The sequence below is a fragment of the Microbulbifer echini genome (assembly GCF_041447225.1).
Lineage (GTDB): Bacteria > Pseudomonadota > Gammaproteobacteria > Pseudomonadales > Cellvibrionaceae > Microbulbifer > Microbulbifer echini.
Genome location: NZ_JBGMEL010000004.1, coordinates 1 through 15,399 on the forward strand (window position 1 = coordinate 1; position 15,399 = coordinate 15,399).

The 15,399-nt window shown below is 51.0% G+C and carries 14 protein-coding genes; 9 read left to right on the forward strand and 5 right to left on the reverse strand.

Annotated features, from left to right (window positions below):
• The first annotated feature begins 604 nt into the window (after window positions 1-604).
• Window positions 605-1,600, forward strand: coding sequence for a YncE family protein (locus ACCI51_RS05090; RefSeq protein ID WP_371842826.1), 996 nt, complete (start codon window positions 605-607; stop codon window positions 1,598-1,600).
• Between the two features lie 67 nt (window positions 1,601-1,667).
• Here ACCI51_RS05090 and ACCI51_RS05095 read toward each other — a convergent pair whose 3' ends face one another.
• Together ACCI51_RS05095 and dtd are read right to left on the reverse strand one after the other, a co-directional pair.
• A complete protein-coding gene (locus ACCI51_RS05095; RefSeq protein ID WP_371842827.1) occupies window positions 1,668-2,189 on the reverse strand; it encodes a GNAT family N-acetyltransferase in 522 nt (173 codons plus the stop codon).
• Window positions 2,190-2,275: 86 nt separating this feature from the next.
• Entirely contained in the window at window positions 2,276-2,713 is a 438-nt protein-coding gene (dtd, locus tag ACCI51_RS05100) for a D-aminoacyl-tRNA deacylase (RefSeq protein WP_371842828.1), read from the reverse strand.
• Window positions 2,714-2,775: 62 nt separating this feature from the next.
• Between dtd and ACCI51_RS05105 the strand changes: the two genes are divergently transcribed.
• The 7 genes from ACCI51_RS05105 to ACCI51_RS05135 all read left to right on the forward strand — a co-directional run bounded on the left by ACCI51_RS05105 (window position 2,776) and on the right by ACCI51_RS05135 (window position 11,451).
• A complete protein-coding gene (locus ACCI51_RS05105; protein WP_299585605.1) occupies window positions 2,776-4,908 on the forward strand; it encodes a prolyl oligopeptidase family serine peptidase in 2,133 nt (710 codons plus the stop codon).
• 193 nt (window positions 4,909-5,101) lie between these two features.
• Window positions 5,102-6,091: an NAD-dependent epimerase/dehydratase family protein gene (locus tag ACCI51_RS05110; RefSeq protein ID WP_371842829.1), complete on the forward strand. Its 990-nt coding sequence runs from the start codon at window positions 5,102-5,104 to the stop codon at window positions 6,089-6,091.
• Between the two features lie 186 nt (window positions 6,092-6,277).
• Entirely contained in the window at window positions 6,278-6,871 is a 594-nt protein-coding gene (locus ACCI51_RS05115) for a DNA-3-methyladenine glycosylase I (RefSeq protein ID WP_371842830.1), read from the forward strand.
• A 295-nt stretch (window positions 6,872-7,166) separates the two neighbouring features.
• Window positions 7,167-9,059 carry a DUF885 domain-containing protein gene (locus tag ACCI51_RS05120; protein ID WP_371842831.1) on the forward strand — a complete coding sequence of 631 codons (1,893 nt, stop codon included), beginning with the start codon at window positions 7,167-7,169 and terminating at the stop codon, window positions 9,057-9,059.
• Window positions 9,060-9,184: 125 nt separating this feature from the next.
• Complete coding sequence (locus tag ACCI51_RS05125; protein WP_371842832.1) at window positions 9,185-9,766, forward strand: DUF4234 domain-containing protein; 582 nt, start codon at window positions 9,185-9,187, stop codon at window positions 9,764-9,766.
• 13 nt (window positions 9,767-9,779) lie between these two features.
• A complete protein-coding gene (locus ACCI51_RS05130; RefSeq protein WP_371842833.1) occupies window positions 9,780-10,559 on the forward strand; it encodes a hypothetical protein in 780 nt (259 codons plus the stop codon).
• A 121-nt stretch (window positions 10,560-10,680) separates the two neighbouring features.
• Window positions 10,681-11,451, forward strand: a complete 771-nt coding sequence (locus tag ACCI51_RS05135) for a VIT1/CCC1 transporter family protein (RefSeq protein WP_371842834.1) — start codon at window positions 10,681-10,683, stop codon at window positions 11,449-11,451.
• Between the two features lie 52 nt (window positions 11,452-11,503).
• Here the strand turns inward: ACCI51_RS05135 and ACCI51_RS05140 are convergent, their stop codons facing one another.
• Window positions 11,504-12,580, reverse strand: a complete 1,077-nt coding sequence (locus tag ACCI51_RS05140) for a GGDEF domain-containing protein (RefSeq protein WP_371842835.1) — start codon at window positions 12,578-12,580, stop codon at window positions 11,504-11,506.
• A 170-nt stretch (window positions 12,581-12,750) separates the two neighbouring features.
• Here ACCI51_RS05140 and ACCI51_RS05145 point away from each other — a divergent pair, with 170 nt between their 5' ends.
• A complete protein-coding gene (locus ACCI51_RS05145) occupies window positions 12,751-13,269 on the forward strand; it encodes a macro domain-containing protein (protein ID WP_371842836.1) in 519 nt (172 codons plus the stop codon).
• A 519-nt stretch (window positions 13,270-13,788) separates the two neighbouring features.
• Here ACCI51_RS05145 and ACCI51_RS05150 read toward each other — a convergent pair.
• Together ACCI51_RS05150 and ACCI51_RS05155 are read right to left on the reverse strand one after the other, a co-directional pair.
• Entirely contained in the window at window positions 13,789-14,124 is a 336-nt protein-coding gene (locus ACCI51_RS05150; RefSeq protein WP_371842837.1) for a hypothetical protein, read from the reverse strand.
• A gap of 292 nt (window positions 14,125-14,416) precedes the next feature.
• A complete protein-coding gene (locus tag ACCI51_RS05155; protein WP_371842838.1) occupies window positions 14,417-14,821 on the reverse strand; it encodes a GNAT family N-acetyltransferase in 405 nt (134 codons plus the stop codon).
• Window positions 14,822-15,399 lie beyond the last annotated feature (578 nt).

Here is a 15,399-nt window from a genome sequence, read left to right on the forward strand (position 1 = left end):
TTCAGCTCGCGCGGTTTAACCCGACAAAAATAGTCTCCAGCGCATCCTCCCTCAGAGCTTTTTTACACTCCACCTCTAAAAATATTCCCCAAAAAAACCTCGACACAAAACCGGAAAAGTACCGATAGCACGCCCGTAAAAAGTAGAAATTACCCCAGTGATTAATCGATGGATTTTTAAGCATTACCGAGAACACCTGTAACCGCGGGGCCTGTAGCGGATTTATTCGAGTTATGCACAAGTCTATCCAGGCTTTCTGTTAATAACGCGCCCCTGTGGAAATCTGCGCAAGAGGCGCTGCTTTTTTACCCGTCTTTTACGGAGCCACGGAAAGACAGGGCTGAGAGGGGATATCCCGGAGTTATGCACAGCTCTATCCATGGTTTCTGTTGGTAACCACCGGGAAAATAAAAGTGGAGAGGGAAATTGAAGATAAGCTGACGGTCGACTTGTGGGTAAGTGGGTGGCCACTCAGTCATGAACCCATAGTAGTAAAGTGGCAAGGTGTTAAGGCCCATTTAACTATACTGTTAGCCGATAGGAGGCTACTTAGCTATTCCGACATGAATCCCCTCCCCTGTAGTAAATATCGTGAGGTACTGAAATGCGGTTGTTAATCTCCTATAGCCTTGCCCTGTTGCTTTTGTGTACAGGAAGTGTTGTGGGTGCGAATACTTTGATCGTAGGCAATAAATATGAGGGAACAGTCAGCTTTATCGATCTTGAAAACGGCGAAGAGATCAAGCGACAGGAAACTGGTGGGTCACCGCATGAGCTCATTCTATCCCCAGATAAGTCCAAGGTTGTGGTGGTTTCCTATTTGGAGGATGGCTATGTGGGAGAAGAGCTCAATGTCTTTGATGTGCAGACTGGGAAGCGCACAAAAGTTATTGATATCAGTCCTCACATGGGCCCCCACGGCATCATGTGGTTGGGCGATAGCGAAAACTTGATCGTGACCACCGAAGAGACTCACGATGTGATCAAGGTGAATGTGGTTTCGGGAAAGGTATTGAGCTCTGTCTCAACAGATCAGATTGGTAGCCATCTACTGGCGTTATCTCCAGATAACAAAACCGCCTATGTCACCAGTCGAGGCTCGGATACCTTCAGTGTGATCGATACGGAGAATATGAAATTAAAAAGTACCCTTCCAGCTGGGGATGGCCCCGAGGCGGTATGGGTCAGCCCGGATGGAAAAGAGCTGTGGATTGGTAATAACCGCTCGAAAAATATCTTCATTTACGACACCGATACAATGAAAAAGATAGACACCATCGATGTGGGTTATCTTCCCATCCGAATACAGTTCCACCCGAATGGAGAACAGGTTGCGGTTGCAGATCTGCAGGGAAATCGTGTTGTCATCTACGATGCCGCTACGCGTAAAGAGTTGAAGAGTATTGATTTACAAGCTGCCGCAGCGCGTGAGCCAGCTTCACTCCTCTTTTCTCCCGATGGCAAGTTCTTGTTTGTAGGTTCTCAGAGAGACGGAAAAGTGGTGGAAATCGATACTGGGGAATGGTCTATCAAGAGAATTTTTAGGGCGGGTCAGGGCTCGGATGGTTTGGGATGGAGCCCAGTAAAAGTCCAGCCCTGACGGAGCACATTCAAAATGTATGCTATTGATTATGCCTGATTAATTTCTTACTAATTAGCTAATAATATTAGAGGGAAATAGTATAAATCATCAGGTCTTGAGACTTGCCATCTATGGTGGAATAAGCAGGTATGGTGTCGCTGTGAATTCCTCCGGCCCGCTTGGCGACGGCGATGCTGGCCGTATTCTCTGATAAGCAGTGAATATTCAAGTGAAGGATGCCCCACTTATTTCTAAGCTGCTCACAAATTGTTGTGACTACGTTTGTCATAATACCTCGGCCCTGGCAATGAGCGGAGAGCCAGTAACCGATTTCTGCACTCTTCTCTTGTCTATTAATTTCTTTAATGCCAAAAATTCCGGAGAGCGTGTCGTCGCAGATGATTTTATACCAGACCGCTCCACCACGTTTACTGTGTATGCGTTGCTGTATGTATTGCCTGGTGGAATCCAGGTCCTTTACGGATTTTACCCAGTATAGGTATTTATTCAGTAAAGCACGGTTGGCTTCTATCAAATGAAAGAGCGCTTGAGCATCCTGCTCAACAAGCGGTGTTAGGTGGATATTACCTGTTATGGCTAGTCGCATGTGGGATTTACTCCTTTGCAATTAATTGCTCTTTTTCATTTAGTATTCCAGGCATCCGGTCGGAATACATGTGGTGTAGAGAACACTTAAGTGTCCAGCATGAAGGTCACAGGCCCATCATTGAGTAGAGATACCTGCATATCCGCAGCAAAAATACCGCTGGCCACTGGGGCAAACTGGGAGCGCGCGCGCTCGAGAAAATAATCATATAGACCCTCGGCATGCTGTGGGCTGGCACCTCGGCTGAAGCTGGGTCGCATACCTCGTTCTGTTTCAGCCACCAGAGTAAACTGGCTGACTACCAACAGTCCGCCACCGGCCTGTTGCACATTCCGGTTCATACGCCCGTTTTCATCGGGAAATATTCGGTAATTCAACACTTTATGCAGTAGCTTATCGGCGCTTTCACGGTTGTCCCTGGACTCCACACCAAGGAGCAATAAAACACCTAGCTCAATGGCGCCAACAGACTCTCCGGCCACTTCTACGCGGGCGTGGCTTACCCGTTGGATCAATCCTTTCACCTCAGTTCTGCCCCTCTCTCTGGAACCCAGTGGGTAAATCGCCTAGATTAGCGGACTGATTCATGCAGAGAAACAGAGAATACGGTATGAAGAGACGGTTATTGACGTTTCTGGCTGGGGCCCTGGCCACAGCCAGTGTGCAGGCAGCGGACAACTACCCAAAGAGCCAGGCTATCGAACAGGTAGATAAGTACTTTGGTGTTGAGGTTGCCGACCCTTATCGCTGGCTGGAAGCCACCGACACAGCGCCGGTGAAGAACTGGGTCGAGGCGCAGAATGGGTATACCCTACCGCGCCTGAAGGCCCTGCCAGGCTGGCAGAAAATCAATGACCGTCTTACCGAGCTATGGCGTTATGAGCGTTATGGTGTGCCCTACAAGAAGGGCGGTAGCTATTACTACGACTACAACAACGGAGATTGGGATCAGAACATTTTCTACCGCACCGGGAATCTCCTCGGAGAGGGCAAAGCTGTCCTCGATCCACGCACCCTGAGTGATGATGGCACCATTGCGGCCAAGCGTCTGCAAGTCAGTCCGCAGGGGCGTTACCTCGCCTACGGTATCTCCGATGGTGGAACTGACTGGACCGACTATCGTATCCGCGATTTAAAGACGGGTAAGGACCTGAAGGAGCAGCTGACGGGTATCAAGTTCAGTGCTGCCAGCTGGGCGCCTGACGAATCCGGTTTCTACTACAGCCGCTACCCATTCAATAAGGATGGCAGTGCCGATGATACTAAGCAGGTAGCCGTCTATTTCCACCGCCTGGGAGATACCCAGGAGCGCGACCAATTGGTTTACCGCATTACTGACCACCCTACCCGTAACCCAGGGGCCGAGGTGAGCGACGATGGAAACTACCTGCTTTTCGGAATTTTCGATGGCTATGATTCCAATGCCTTCTACTACCGCGACCTGCGCAATGACAGTGGCAAGGTGGTTAAGCTGCTGGATGACTGGGATGGCCTTTACCAGTTTCTCGGCAATCAGGGGAATACCTTTTTCTTCAAAACCAGCGCGGGCGCGCCACTGGGGCGGGTGATTGCAGTCGATCTGGACAAGCCTCAACGCAAGCATTGGCGAGACTTGGTGCCGGAGGCGGACAGCGCCCTGCAGAGTGCCAGCTATATCGGTGAGCGCTTTGTGCTGCATTACCTGGAGGATGCCAAATCGCGGGTGCTGGTCACTGATACCGACGGTAAGGAGCAGTATGAGTTAAAACTGCCTGGTGTGGGATCGGTTAAGGGCTTTTACGGTGAGCCGGACGGGGTGGAAACCTTTTACTCTTTCTCTAATTTCATCACTCCACCGAGTATTTACCATCTGAACGTGCAGACTGGCGAAACCAAGCTGTTTAAGCAGCCGGAATACGCCGCAGACTTCTCCGGCCTCACGGTGAGCCAGCACTTTTATAAGAGTAAGGACGGTACTCGTATCCCCTTGTTCCTGGTGCATAAGAAGGGAATGAAACGCGATGGCTCTAACCCAACGTTGCTTTATGGATACGGTGGTTTCAATTCGGCTCAGCTACCGCGCTTCTATAACCGCTTTGTGGGCTGGCTGGATATGGGGGGCACCCTGGCCCTGGCCAATCTACGGGGTGGCAGCGAGTACGGTGACGCCTGGCATCAAGCGGGGACCAAAACCCAAAAACAGAATGTCTTCGATGACTTTATTGCCGCTGCGGAGTGGCTAATCGAAGAGAAGGTTACCTCTCCGCGGAAGCTGGGTATCAGTGGGCGCTCTAACGGCGGTTTACTCGCCGGTGCAACCCTGGTGCAGCGCCCGGAGCTGTTTGCCGCCGCACTGCCGGTAGTGGGCGTGCTGGATATGCTGCGCTATCACACGGCCTCCGCGAATGCGCGTCAGTGGTCGAGTGACTATGGATTGAGTGAGAAGCGCGAGGAGTTTACGGCGCTACATGCATACTCTCCGGTGCACAATACCCGCGAGGGCACCTGCTACCCAGCGACCCTGATTACGACCGCAGATCGCGATGATCGGGTCGTACCCTGGCATAGCTACAAATTCGCCGCTGCCCTGCAGGGAGATCAAGGCTGTGAGAAACCCATATGGCTCGCAGTAGAGACCCGTGCAGGCCATGGTGCCGGCAAACCGGTGTGGATGCAGGTGGAAGACTTCGCCAACCAATGGAGTTTCCTTGCCTACCAACTGGGTATGAAAATCGAGTAATCTCCCTCCTGATAACCCGGCGGGTAAACAGCTTGCCGGGTGTCTTTCTTGAACCGACTGCACCGTATTTTCGTGCGGCGGTCTACTCTGCCGGAGCAGCGGTACTGTCAGCCGGTTTACCCTCCCGGAGTGCGGAGGTTTCGACAGAGTATGTCACTGGGTATGAATAAAAAAATAATCATCCGGTGGATTTATGAAACATGCATTTGTGACCGGAGGCAGTGGCTTCCTCGGTGCGAATTTGGTTGAGCAACTCAAAGCCGATGGTTGGCGGGTAACCGCTATGCACCGTCGTACCTCTAATACCGATAGGTTACGCTCCATGGGGGCGGAACTGGTCGAGGCCTCCCTGGACGATCCCGATTCTCTACGCACGGCGATCCCCGATCATATTGATGCGCTTTTCCATATGGCGGCCAATACCAGTATGTGGCGTGGTGGCAATGCCCAGCAGTGGAAGGACAATGTCGAGGGTGCGGCGAATATTGCGCAGGTGGCCAGGGAGAAAAAAGTGGGTCGTATGATCGTGACCAGCTCGATTTCCGCCTACGGATATCACAGGGAAACCATTACCGAACAGAGTGAAAAGCTGGCTGATGACCCGCGTCATCACTACCTATATACCAAGAAGCGCGAAGAAATTGCGGTGCGCAATGAAATTGACAAGGGGCTGGATGCGGTATTTCTGAACCCCTGTGCCGTGGTGGGTAAATACGATACCAGCAGTTGGGCCCAGACCTTTTTTCTGATCGATAAAAACCAGCTTCCCGGTGTGCCGCCGGGCTGGGGTTCTTTTTGCCACGCCGGGGCGGTGGTGCGGGCACACATCAATGCGGTCGAAAAGGGTCGCTGTGGTGAGAACTATATCCTCGCCGGCACCGATGCCAGTTTCCTGGAGTTTTTTGGGAAAATTGCCGAGTTGTTGCACAAGCCGGTGCCCAAGCGCACCACACCCGCCCTCGCAATTCAGTCCATTGCTTGGATTTCTGACCTCTGGTCGCGGGTGAACGGGCACGAACCGATAATTACCCCCGAGAAGGCCACTCTGGTGACTCGCCGGGTTGTGGCCAATAGTGCTAAGGCCGAGCGGGAGCTGGGATATCAATCGACGGTGGCGCTGGATACTATGTTGTGCGAATGTCGCGACTGGTTGGTAGAGCAAAATTTATTGGAGTTACAGTGAATCGCAGTAATATTATTCTTATCCTGGTCTCTTTGTTGTTGGTCCTGCAATTAATCCAGCACTATTTCTTTTCCGGGGCGCAGTAGCGCCCTGCCACAGTCATATTTTTTTACTGGTATCGTTTGGATAATTATTCGGCGGTGTCGCTGTATAAAAATCACAGGCATTTAGATTGGGGAGTAATTTATGGAAGAGAAGCGTTGTGGCTGGTGTCTGTCCAGCCCCCTGTATCAGCGCTACCACGATGAGGAGTGGGGCTTTCCGGTGACCGATGAGGCAATCCTGTTTGAGTTTCTTTTACTGGAGGGGGCGCAGGCGGGACTATCGTGGATAACCGTATTGAACAAGCGGGAAAATTACCGACGGCTTTTTGATAATTTCAATGCGGAAAAAATTGCGCGCTATACGCCGCGGAAAATAGAAAAGCTACTGCAGGACCCAGGTATTATTCGCAATCGCCTAAAGGTGGAGTCCGCGGTAAAAAATGCCCGCGCGACCCTGGCGCTGAAGGAAAAGGGACAGACACTTGCTGATTTTCTCTGGCAGTTCACCGACGGTCGGGTCATTGTGAATAACCCGCGTTCCCTCGAGCAGGTGCCCGCCAGTACACCGACCTCCGATGCCATGAGTAAGGCGCTGAAAAAAACTGGCTTCAGTTTTGTTGGTTCCACAATCATGTACGCGCATATGCAGGCAACTGGTATGGTGAACGACCACCTCGACTCCTGCCCCGCACACCAGCGCTGCGTGGACGAGGCAACAGCCTTGGGACTCCTATAGATCGGAAGTATGGACCTGAGATTGCAAACGAGGGTTTGACCGTGTGGTTTTGTAATCGGCGTAACTCGCCCTCTTAATTCCTGTAAACACGGCCGCAATCCTGGGCTCCACCGCTTAACCCGAATACTCGGCTCGCAGAAGAGTCAGTTCGGTATGGACTAAAAGGTGAAATCTTCTCCGGTTCCTCCGCTCGACGCATAGATATGGCGTTTGGAAGTAGCCGAATCGACAGGCCGATCATTTCATGTCAAAGTGATCGGCGTTTTTTTGTACAATTTTTGATCGAGATAGGAAAATGCCGATTAAACTGAACAACCCTTTGATCCCCAGTCTGCTGGCTGTCGCTATCCTCGCGGGCTGTCAGGGCGATAAGAGCGCTCAGGCGGGCGCGAATACCGACAAGACCCAGAGCGCCGTTGCTGAAGTACCGGCTACAGTTGACGCCGTTGCCGAAACCAAGCGCCTGACCGAGTGGTTGGACGCGCGCTACGAAGAGCAGCTGCAGTTCAGCCCTATGCAGCTCTCCTATCTTGGTCGCAAAGAGCAGTACGACCAGATCGATGATATGAGTGAAGCCGCCGAGGCGCGCAAACTGGCCTGGATGGAAAAGACGGTTGCCGAACTGAAGAAGAACTTCGATTACGGTAAGTTGAGCCAGGAGGGGAAAACGTCCTACGATATTTGGATCTATCAGTTTGAACAGGCCAAGGCCGACGAGCCCTTCAAGCGCCATGGCTATATTTTCGAGCAGATGGGTGGGGTACAGTCACAGCTGCCGAACTTCCTGCTGAATTTCCACAAGGTGGAGAATATCGAGGATATGCAGGCCTATATCGCCCGTATCGGCGGTATTTCCCGTGCGATCAACCAGCTGCGCGAGCGCGCCGAATTGTCTGCCAAAGAGGGTATCCGTCCGCCACGCTTTGCCTATGAGGGTGCTATCGAGCAGTCCGGCAAGTTGATCGCCGGCGCCCCTTTCAGCGATGGCGATGATGCGCCCCTGTGGACCGGAGCAAAAGGTCAGATAGCCGAGTTGCTGGAAGCCGGAAAGATTGACCAGAAGCAGGCCGATAAGCTCACTGCGGATGCGCGCAAGTCTCTGGAGAGCGAATTCCTGCCAGCCTACGAGGCCTTGATTGCCTGGTTGAAGAAAGACATTCAGAAAGCCTCTGCGGAACCACAGGGAGCCAGCAGCCTGCCGAATGGCATGGCCTACTACAACCAGCGTCTGGCCAATACCACCACTACTAGCCTGACAGCCGATGAGATCCACAATATCGGCCTCAAGGAAGTGGCGCGTATCCGCGAGGAGATGGAGACCATCAAGAAGCAAGTGGGCTTCGAGGGTAGCCTGCAGGATTTCTTTACCTTTATCCGTGAAGATGGCCAGTTCTACTACCCCAATACCGAAGATGGTCGCCAGGGCTACTTGGATGACTCCACGGCTTTCCTCGACAATATCACCAAGGAATTACCGGAATATTTCGGCCTGTTGCCCAAGGCAGAGCTGGTGGTGAAGCGAGTGGAATCTTTCCGCGAGCAGGATGGCGGTGCCCAGCACTATTACCCAGGCACCCCGGACGGTTCCCGCCCGGGTATCTACTATGCGCATCTGTCCGACATGAGCGCTTACTCCACTACCGATATGGAGACCGTGGCCTACCACGAGGGTAACCCAGGTCACCATATGCAGATCTCCATAGCCCAGGAGCTGGAGGGTATTCCGCAGTTTCGCACCCAGGCGCACTTCACCGTGTATGTAGAGGGCTGGGCGCTGTACTCCGAGAAACTGGCTAAGGAAATGGGGGCCTTCGAAGATCCCTACAATCTGTTTGGTCACCTGACCGCCGAAATGTGGCGTGCCATCCGCCTGGTTGTGGATACTGGTATGCATGCCAAGGGCTGGAGCGAGGCGCAGGCGGTTGAGTACTTCCTGGAGAACTCCGCGATTCCCGAAACCGCAGTGCGCTCAGAAGTTCGCCGCTACCTGGTATGGCCGGGTCAGGCAACCGCTTATAAAATCGGTATGCTGAAAATTCAGGAACTGCGCAAGCAGGCCGAAGAGCAGTTGGGCGATAAGTTCGATATCCGCGGTTTCCACGATACCGTACTGGGCGGTGGCGCTCTGCCGGTGCCGGTTCTGGAAAGCCGCGTGGCCGCCTGGGTCGGCTCCGTTAAAAGTGCCTAAAGGCAAGACAAACCGTTAAGGAAAAGCCGGGCATTGCCCGGCTTTTTTATTGGGTGGATTTTCACCCCGCCTGTTGAACTTTCTATTTATCAGTTTGTTTTTCCCGATTTTTTGAAGGTGATAGTATGGATAGTCGAATTTACGACGCGCCAGAGGCCGACCTGAGTAATGAGGCGCTCGGAGGAACAGAATTTTATGTGGTATCGAACACCAAGTTCCTGGTGCTGTATTTTGGCACATTCGGCATTTATTCTATTTATTGGTTTTATCGTCACTGGAAAGAATATAAAAGGGCCAGTGGTGAAAGTATGCTGCCGGTTATGCGTGCGATATTTTCCGTCATTTTTGTCTACCCTTTATTTTTAACCATACGGATCCGCCTCGAAGAAACGCAAAAGCGTTATAAATGGCGGCCAAAACTCATGGCGGTTATTTATATCGTGGCTACTCTGCTCAGTTTTTTGAGTGAGCGCTTATCATCGGTTTCTGCGGAGTTGATAGTTCTGGATTTTGTTAGCCTGGTTATGATGCCTGCTATTGCACTGCCACTTTTGTCTGCGCAGAAGGCCGCAAATGTTGCCTGTGGAGATATAAAGGGTAAGTCCAATAAAAAATTAACGTTGTTAAATTTTATTTGGTTGTTGGTCGGCGCCATGTTTTGGGGATTGTTTACGTTAGGCGCTTATATGATTTTTTCTGGAATATAGATAAGGATTTTGAATGAAAAAAATTACCATATTTATTTGTGTTTTTATTGCTCAAGTCGTCGCTTTGCCAATTGGAGCCGAAACGGTTTCCCGAGTCTCTCCTACCGAAATTACCGTGCGTGCCAAAGCCAAGGATGCCAAATTTATTGGCTCCTCCATTGGGGGTGCCATGGTTATTATCCGCGCGGCGGATACCGGAGAAATCCTCGCGAGGGGGCTGACCCAGGGGAGCACCGGTGATACCGGCAAGATTATGCAGACTCCGCGCGAGCGCCATGTGCCTATCGCCGAGGGAGCGGCAAAATTCACGGCTAAACTCGATATCCGCGAACCGGTATTTCTCACCGTTGAGGTGCTGGCGCCCTATATCAAGAAGCAGGCGCGTGTGGTGGCTCAGACCCAGACCTGGCTGGTGCCCGGTAAGCCGATCACTGGTGAGGGACTGATTGTAGAGATACCCGGTATGGTAGTGGGCCTGCTCAGTCCGCAAACACACCTCTATACGGGGCTGGATAAGAGTCCGTTTGAGATCCGCGCTAATGTGGTCATGATGTGCGGCTGTTCACTTACCGCCGGAGGTCTCTGGGATGGCAGTAAGATCGAAGTCACCGCCCTAATCAAAAAAGATGGGGCTGATTTCGCCACAATACCGCTAAAAATCCAGGACACTATGAATACTTTTAGTGCCCCCTTCGCGACGGACTTGCCCGGTGTGTATGAAATACTGGTTTATGCCTATGACGCTAAGACCGGCAATACCGGAGTCGACCGAGGCAGCTTTATTGTGAAATAAAACTAGGGCATGGATAGGGGCGTAGCAAGAAGGCAGGTATGAACACTGAATTCGGCTGCGAACTTAGTCAGGTTTATTTAAGCTCTGTGCCACTAGGGTTTTATTAGGCTGAGCCTACAACATGAAAGACGAGGACAAAAAGGCTGAGGCGCTGTCCCGGCGTGCGTTGCTAGAGGAACACCGCCCCGAGCGTATTCACGCCAGATTGGGGCAGGCACCGAGGTCCCAGCGGGTCTCCGATTTTGTCCTTGGGGCTATTGATGGCTGCGTCACCACCTTTGCCATAGTGGCCGGTGCCTTCGGTGCCGGTTTTTCAGAGTCGGTGGTGCTGGTGATGGGCTTTGCCAACCTGATGGCCGATGGTTTTAGTATGGCGGTGAGCAACTACGAGGCGGTCAGTGTTGAGCGAGAGCAGGCGGACGCAGCCGCCCGCACCGAGGGTGAACATATAGCGTTGGTGCCGGAGGGGGAGCGCGAGGAGATTCGGCAGATTTTCCAGCGCAAAGGATTTCACGGGCCCGTATTGGGTGAGATTGTCGCCACGATTACCGCAAACCGCCAGCTGTGGATCGAGACCATGTTGGCGGAGGAGTATGGTATCAGTCGTGCGACGCGCAGGCCCCTGGGCAGTGCCATGATCACATTTATTGCGTTTATTGGTGTCGGCGCTATACCGCTATTGCCCTATCTTTTTCCACCGCTCAGCTTAACCGAGCAGTTTTATAGCAGCTCGGCTCTGGCGGCCTGCACCTTCTTGGCTATCGGTCTGTGTAAGGGCCTGGTATTTTCCCAAAGGGCTTGGTTGGCCGGTCTCAAGACCTTGGTTTTTGGTAGCGGGGCCGCCGTGCTGGCGCTCGCCGTCGGATTCTTCCTGCGCGGTTTTATTGCCTGACACGAACTGTTAGCGCTTTGTCTCTCGGCGAGATGTTTTCGGCCTACCGCCATCAAGCCGCCACCACCCGGTTGCGGCCACTGTTCTTGGCGCGGTACATACGTTTATCGGCCTCCGCCAGTAGCTCATTGTGCGAGTTGCCGCTGCCATCTACGACACCAAAGCTGATGGAGACCTTAACCGGTTGTACATAGCGGCGGCTAAGGGCCTCCACTTTGCGGCGCAGTTTTTCCGCTAGCACGCTACCGCCGCGCATGCCGGTATTGGGTAATAGCAGCAGAAACTCCTCCCCACCCCAGCGCGCGACAATATCTTCGGAGCGGGTGTTGTCCCCGAGGATTTTGGCCACGTCCTGCAATATGCGGTCGCCGAAGGCATGGCCGTAGGTGTCGTTAATACTTTTGAAGTTGTCCAGGTCGCCGATCAATACCACATAGCGCCCCTGCTGCTCTTTGTTACGCCGCTCCAGGTCGTGGATAGCGCGGTAGGCCTCACGGCGGTTGGCGAGCCCGGTGAGGGCGTCGGTCGAGGCATTTTTTTCCAGCTCGCCGGTCAGGCGCTCGAGCAACTGCTGAGTGTGGTGGCGGCTGCTGTCGAGTAGCGCGGTGAGCGCGGTGAGTGCGCCAAACACCGCGATAAAGCGCGCGCGGTAGGCGGTATCGTATTCCGCGGTCAGGCCGGGAAAATCGGGATAGAAAAGGGCGGTGGCCGTCACTAGGCCGATGGCAATAAGCGCGACCGTGCCGGTCTTATAGCCGTAGAGATTGATAAATCCCGGCACTAACATGACCGCCCACATCAGGCCGGTATTGTTCACCCCGCCAGATAACAATAGATAGAAGTAGAGCACGAGCAAAAGAATACCCACTAGCAGAGGTGTCTTTTGGCTGGGACCCATGACATTAATGGTGACGTAGGCGCAGAGAATGACCACTGCGGCTGCGGAGAGAGTAGTGGCCTGCAGGATATCGGCGGCGGTCAGGGCAATCACAGCCATCGCGCCGGTTACCGCCATGGCGAAAATCAACATATAGGAAGAGGCCATGATACGGCGGCGCAGGTCGATGCGCTCCAGCGCCTCCACCGGTGTGTCCGGTGCGGGATTATGCTTTTTGTACCCTGAGTTCATAGTGATCTCTGTTGCTATACAGACTGCAACTTTCCGTTGGCTATCAGGCGTCTAAATGTGTCGCACTATTCACCCGCGGAGTGACGCAGCGCTGAGTATAGGAGGATTCGCCCGACGACCAAAGTCGCAAGCTACAGTATCTGTAAAGCAAACGTTAGAACTGAGAAGCCGTGACACAAATTGATCTGACTTGGGGCAATATTTTGACCCTGCGCGGAGATGCGCTGGTGTGTCCTGCACACAAACATTTGATTCGCGGGCGAGGCCTTTCAGCCCAGGTCTATACCCGGGGAGGAGAAGAACTTGCGGCACAATGTCAAAAACAGCCGGAATGCGCCGTAGGCGAGGCACGTCTCACCAAGGCCTACCACCTCTCTGTAGACTACCTGCTGCACACAGTCACTCCGCAGTGGAGCAGTGGGGATCAGTGGGGGGCTCAGGCAATCGGCCAGCTGCGGCGCTGTTATGAGAGTGTGTTGCACTTGGCGCAAGAACGTGGACTGAAGCGTATTCTATTTCCTGCGTTGGGTGCGGGTACCAACCGCTTTCCCCATACGATTGCCGCACATCAAGCGCTGGAGGTGCTGAATGAAAATTTTGAGCAGTTCGAGCAAATTACGGTCTGTCTGCATTCCCCTACGGCTCTGGGTGAGTGGAAAAAAGTTGAGCGTAGGTTTTTTACGGTTTGACACTACTTTGAGTACCTCTGTATTCGTCATCACTATGGTTGGACTGGATGGCCTAAGTAGTGTCCGTGAAATAATGTCATCGGGAAAAGTCTGTTTAGTTGTGTTCAGATCTCTATTTGGGATTTCTGTCTATTTTATTTTTGGTTACTTAAGATCTCACCGATCAAAAATATTTTATAGTTACCGATATTGATCTAATAGAGGATGAATTACTCTGAAGCTATTTATGCGTTTAAAAGGTGCTCTATTCCATGCGCTCTAAAATTTGATTAATACTGGCGAATTGGAGCGTAAAATTGCCGACATTACCGTAATAGATTCATTTTTTAATTAGGTTGTCTCGAAATACATCAACCGATATACCATCATCATTGCGAGTACTCATGTAGTCTATAGGTTTACTCGGGGCTGCGATTTATCCCTAGGTTTAATTCATGCTCCAAGCTCTATGGGGTCGCAAGTAAAGCTGAACACTAGCGAGACCAGTCCGCAGGGCGACTTTTCCTTGTCGTGTTAAATTTATTCTCTCTCACCTTCGTAGCCACGGTGATAAATATATTTCTCTGAAGGGCTCATGAGCCAACTATCGTCGTCACAATGAGTATGTGCCTGATAATGCCTTCCATTTTCTTGCAAGGAGTACCAACACTCCATGTCCTCAGCGAATAGGATATCTCCTGGTAATGGTTCAGGAGTCCTAAAGTAAGGATCTACAGTTGCTAGTTTTTCCCACCAAGCTTCCAGCTCGAATGGCATCATTCTGGGGAACCAGAACCAATGCTTATAGCCATACTCTTCTTCGAGTAAGACCATAAATTCATTCTGTCTGCGTTCGATATCTTTCTGCATAGCCAAGGAATTTAACGTCTTAATCGGTGGGGGAGTGTGCGAGGTGTGAGCTCTTGCCGTATGGGCGCATCATTTTGTTAGCATACACCGGAGTGCCATTGAAATCTGTCATGAATTCATCAGATATTTCATATCCATAGTAGAGCTTCTTTGCAGGCCAATTAGTTATAGCAACGAATGAATTTGCCCATCCGTCAATCTTTGATGAGAGGAACTCAAGAATCGATTTTCCTATCCCTTTTCCTCATCGTTCTCTAATGGCAGCAACTCGAATGTCGCAGCCTCAAACTGAAGCTCATCATTTACCTGTGTCGAACTTCATATGTGGTTGATCTGAAGGAAGTGAATAGAAGCCAAGCTTTTCGTAGAACGGCACTTTACCCTTGCTAGGCCAAAGATTGATATTATCGATACCGAGTTTACGACAATCTGAAACAATCTCGCTGATTATGGCCGTGCCAATCCCTTTATAATGATGTATTTTAAGGACAATTACATCAATGATAAATGCATATCTTGCGTAGTCAGTAATAAATAGACCTATCCCCAAAGCCGCATGGGTAAGATCCCGAACTACATACCATTCCGACGGTGAAGAAACTACTTTTGTCATTTTATCTGAGGAAGGGTCCTGTAGCCAACCAGCCTCAATATACATTGCCGCTAATTCATCCGGCGTAGGGGGTTCTTTTATTATATTCATTGATCTTTCAATATACTCATTGACCCATAGCAGTTTATTTAAAAGAGGTGTATTTATATCACCCTTCTGTATATTCCACCATCCCCAATTAGGGAGTCCAGAAAGGCCAAGAATATCAAAAGGCTCTATGTGTTGGCAGACAATTTACAATTAGATATATAGCTGTATTCAATTATTATTGGGTCTCTCTATTTTGTATTATTTTTTACTTTTTATAAGTCTCAACAAGATTATGTTTTTTCGATAAGTATCAGAAAAGTTTCTTTAATTCTGGCATGTAAAATGCCCGTAATATCTCGATACGATATTTTTTCACAGGAATAATGCGTAAATATATCCATTAGCGTGTGGGATTATTGTTCCTGTAATTCTCAATGTCATGCCTTACAGGGGTTGCACAATTAGAGATACTTGAGTTTACTATCCTTCTTTTGGAGCGTATTTCAATGAAAGCTATCGACGCCTTAATTTGAAAGTAAGATTCAGGGAAAATTGCAGAGCGTTTGAGAAGCTATGTAATTACTGAAAGTTAGCCGTATGCTTTTTTCAATGCCTCACCTTGGAGAGGCGAGTAGTAT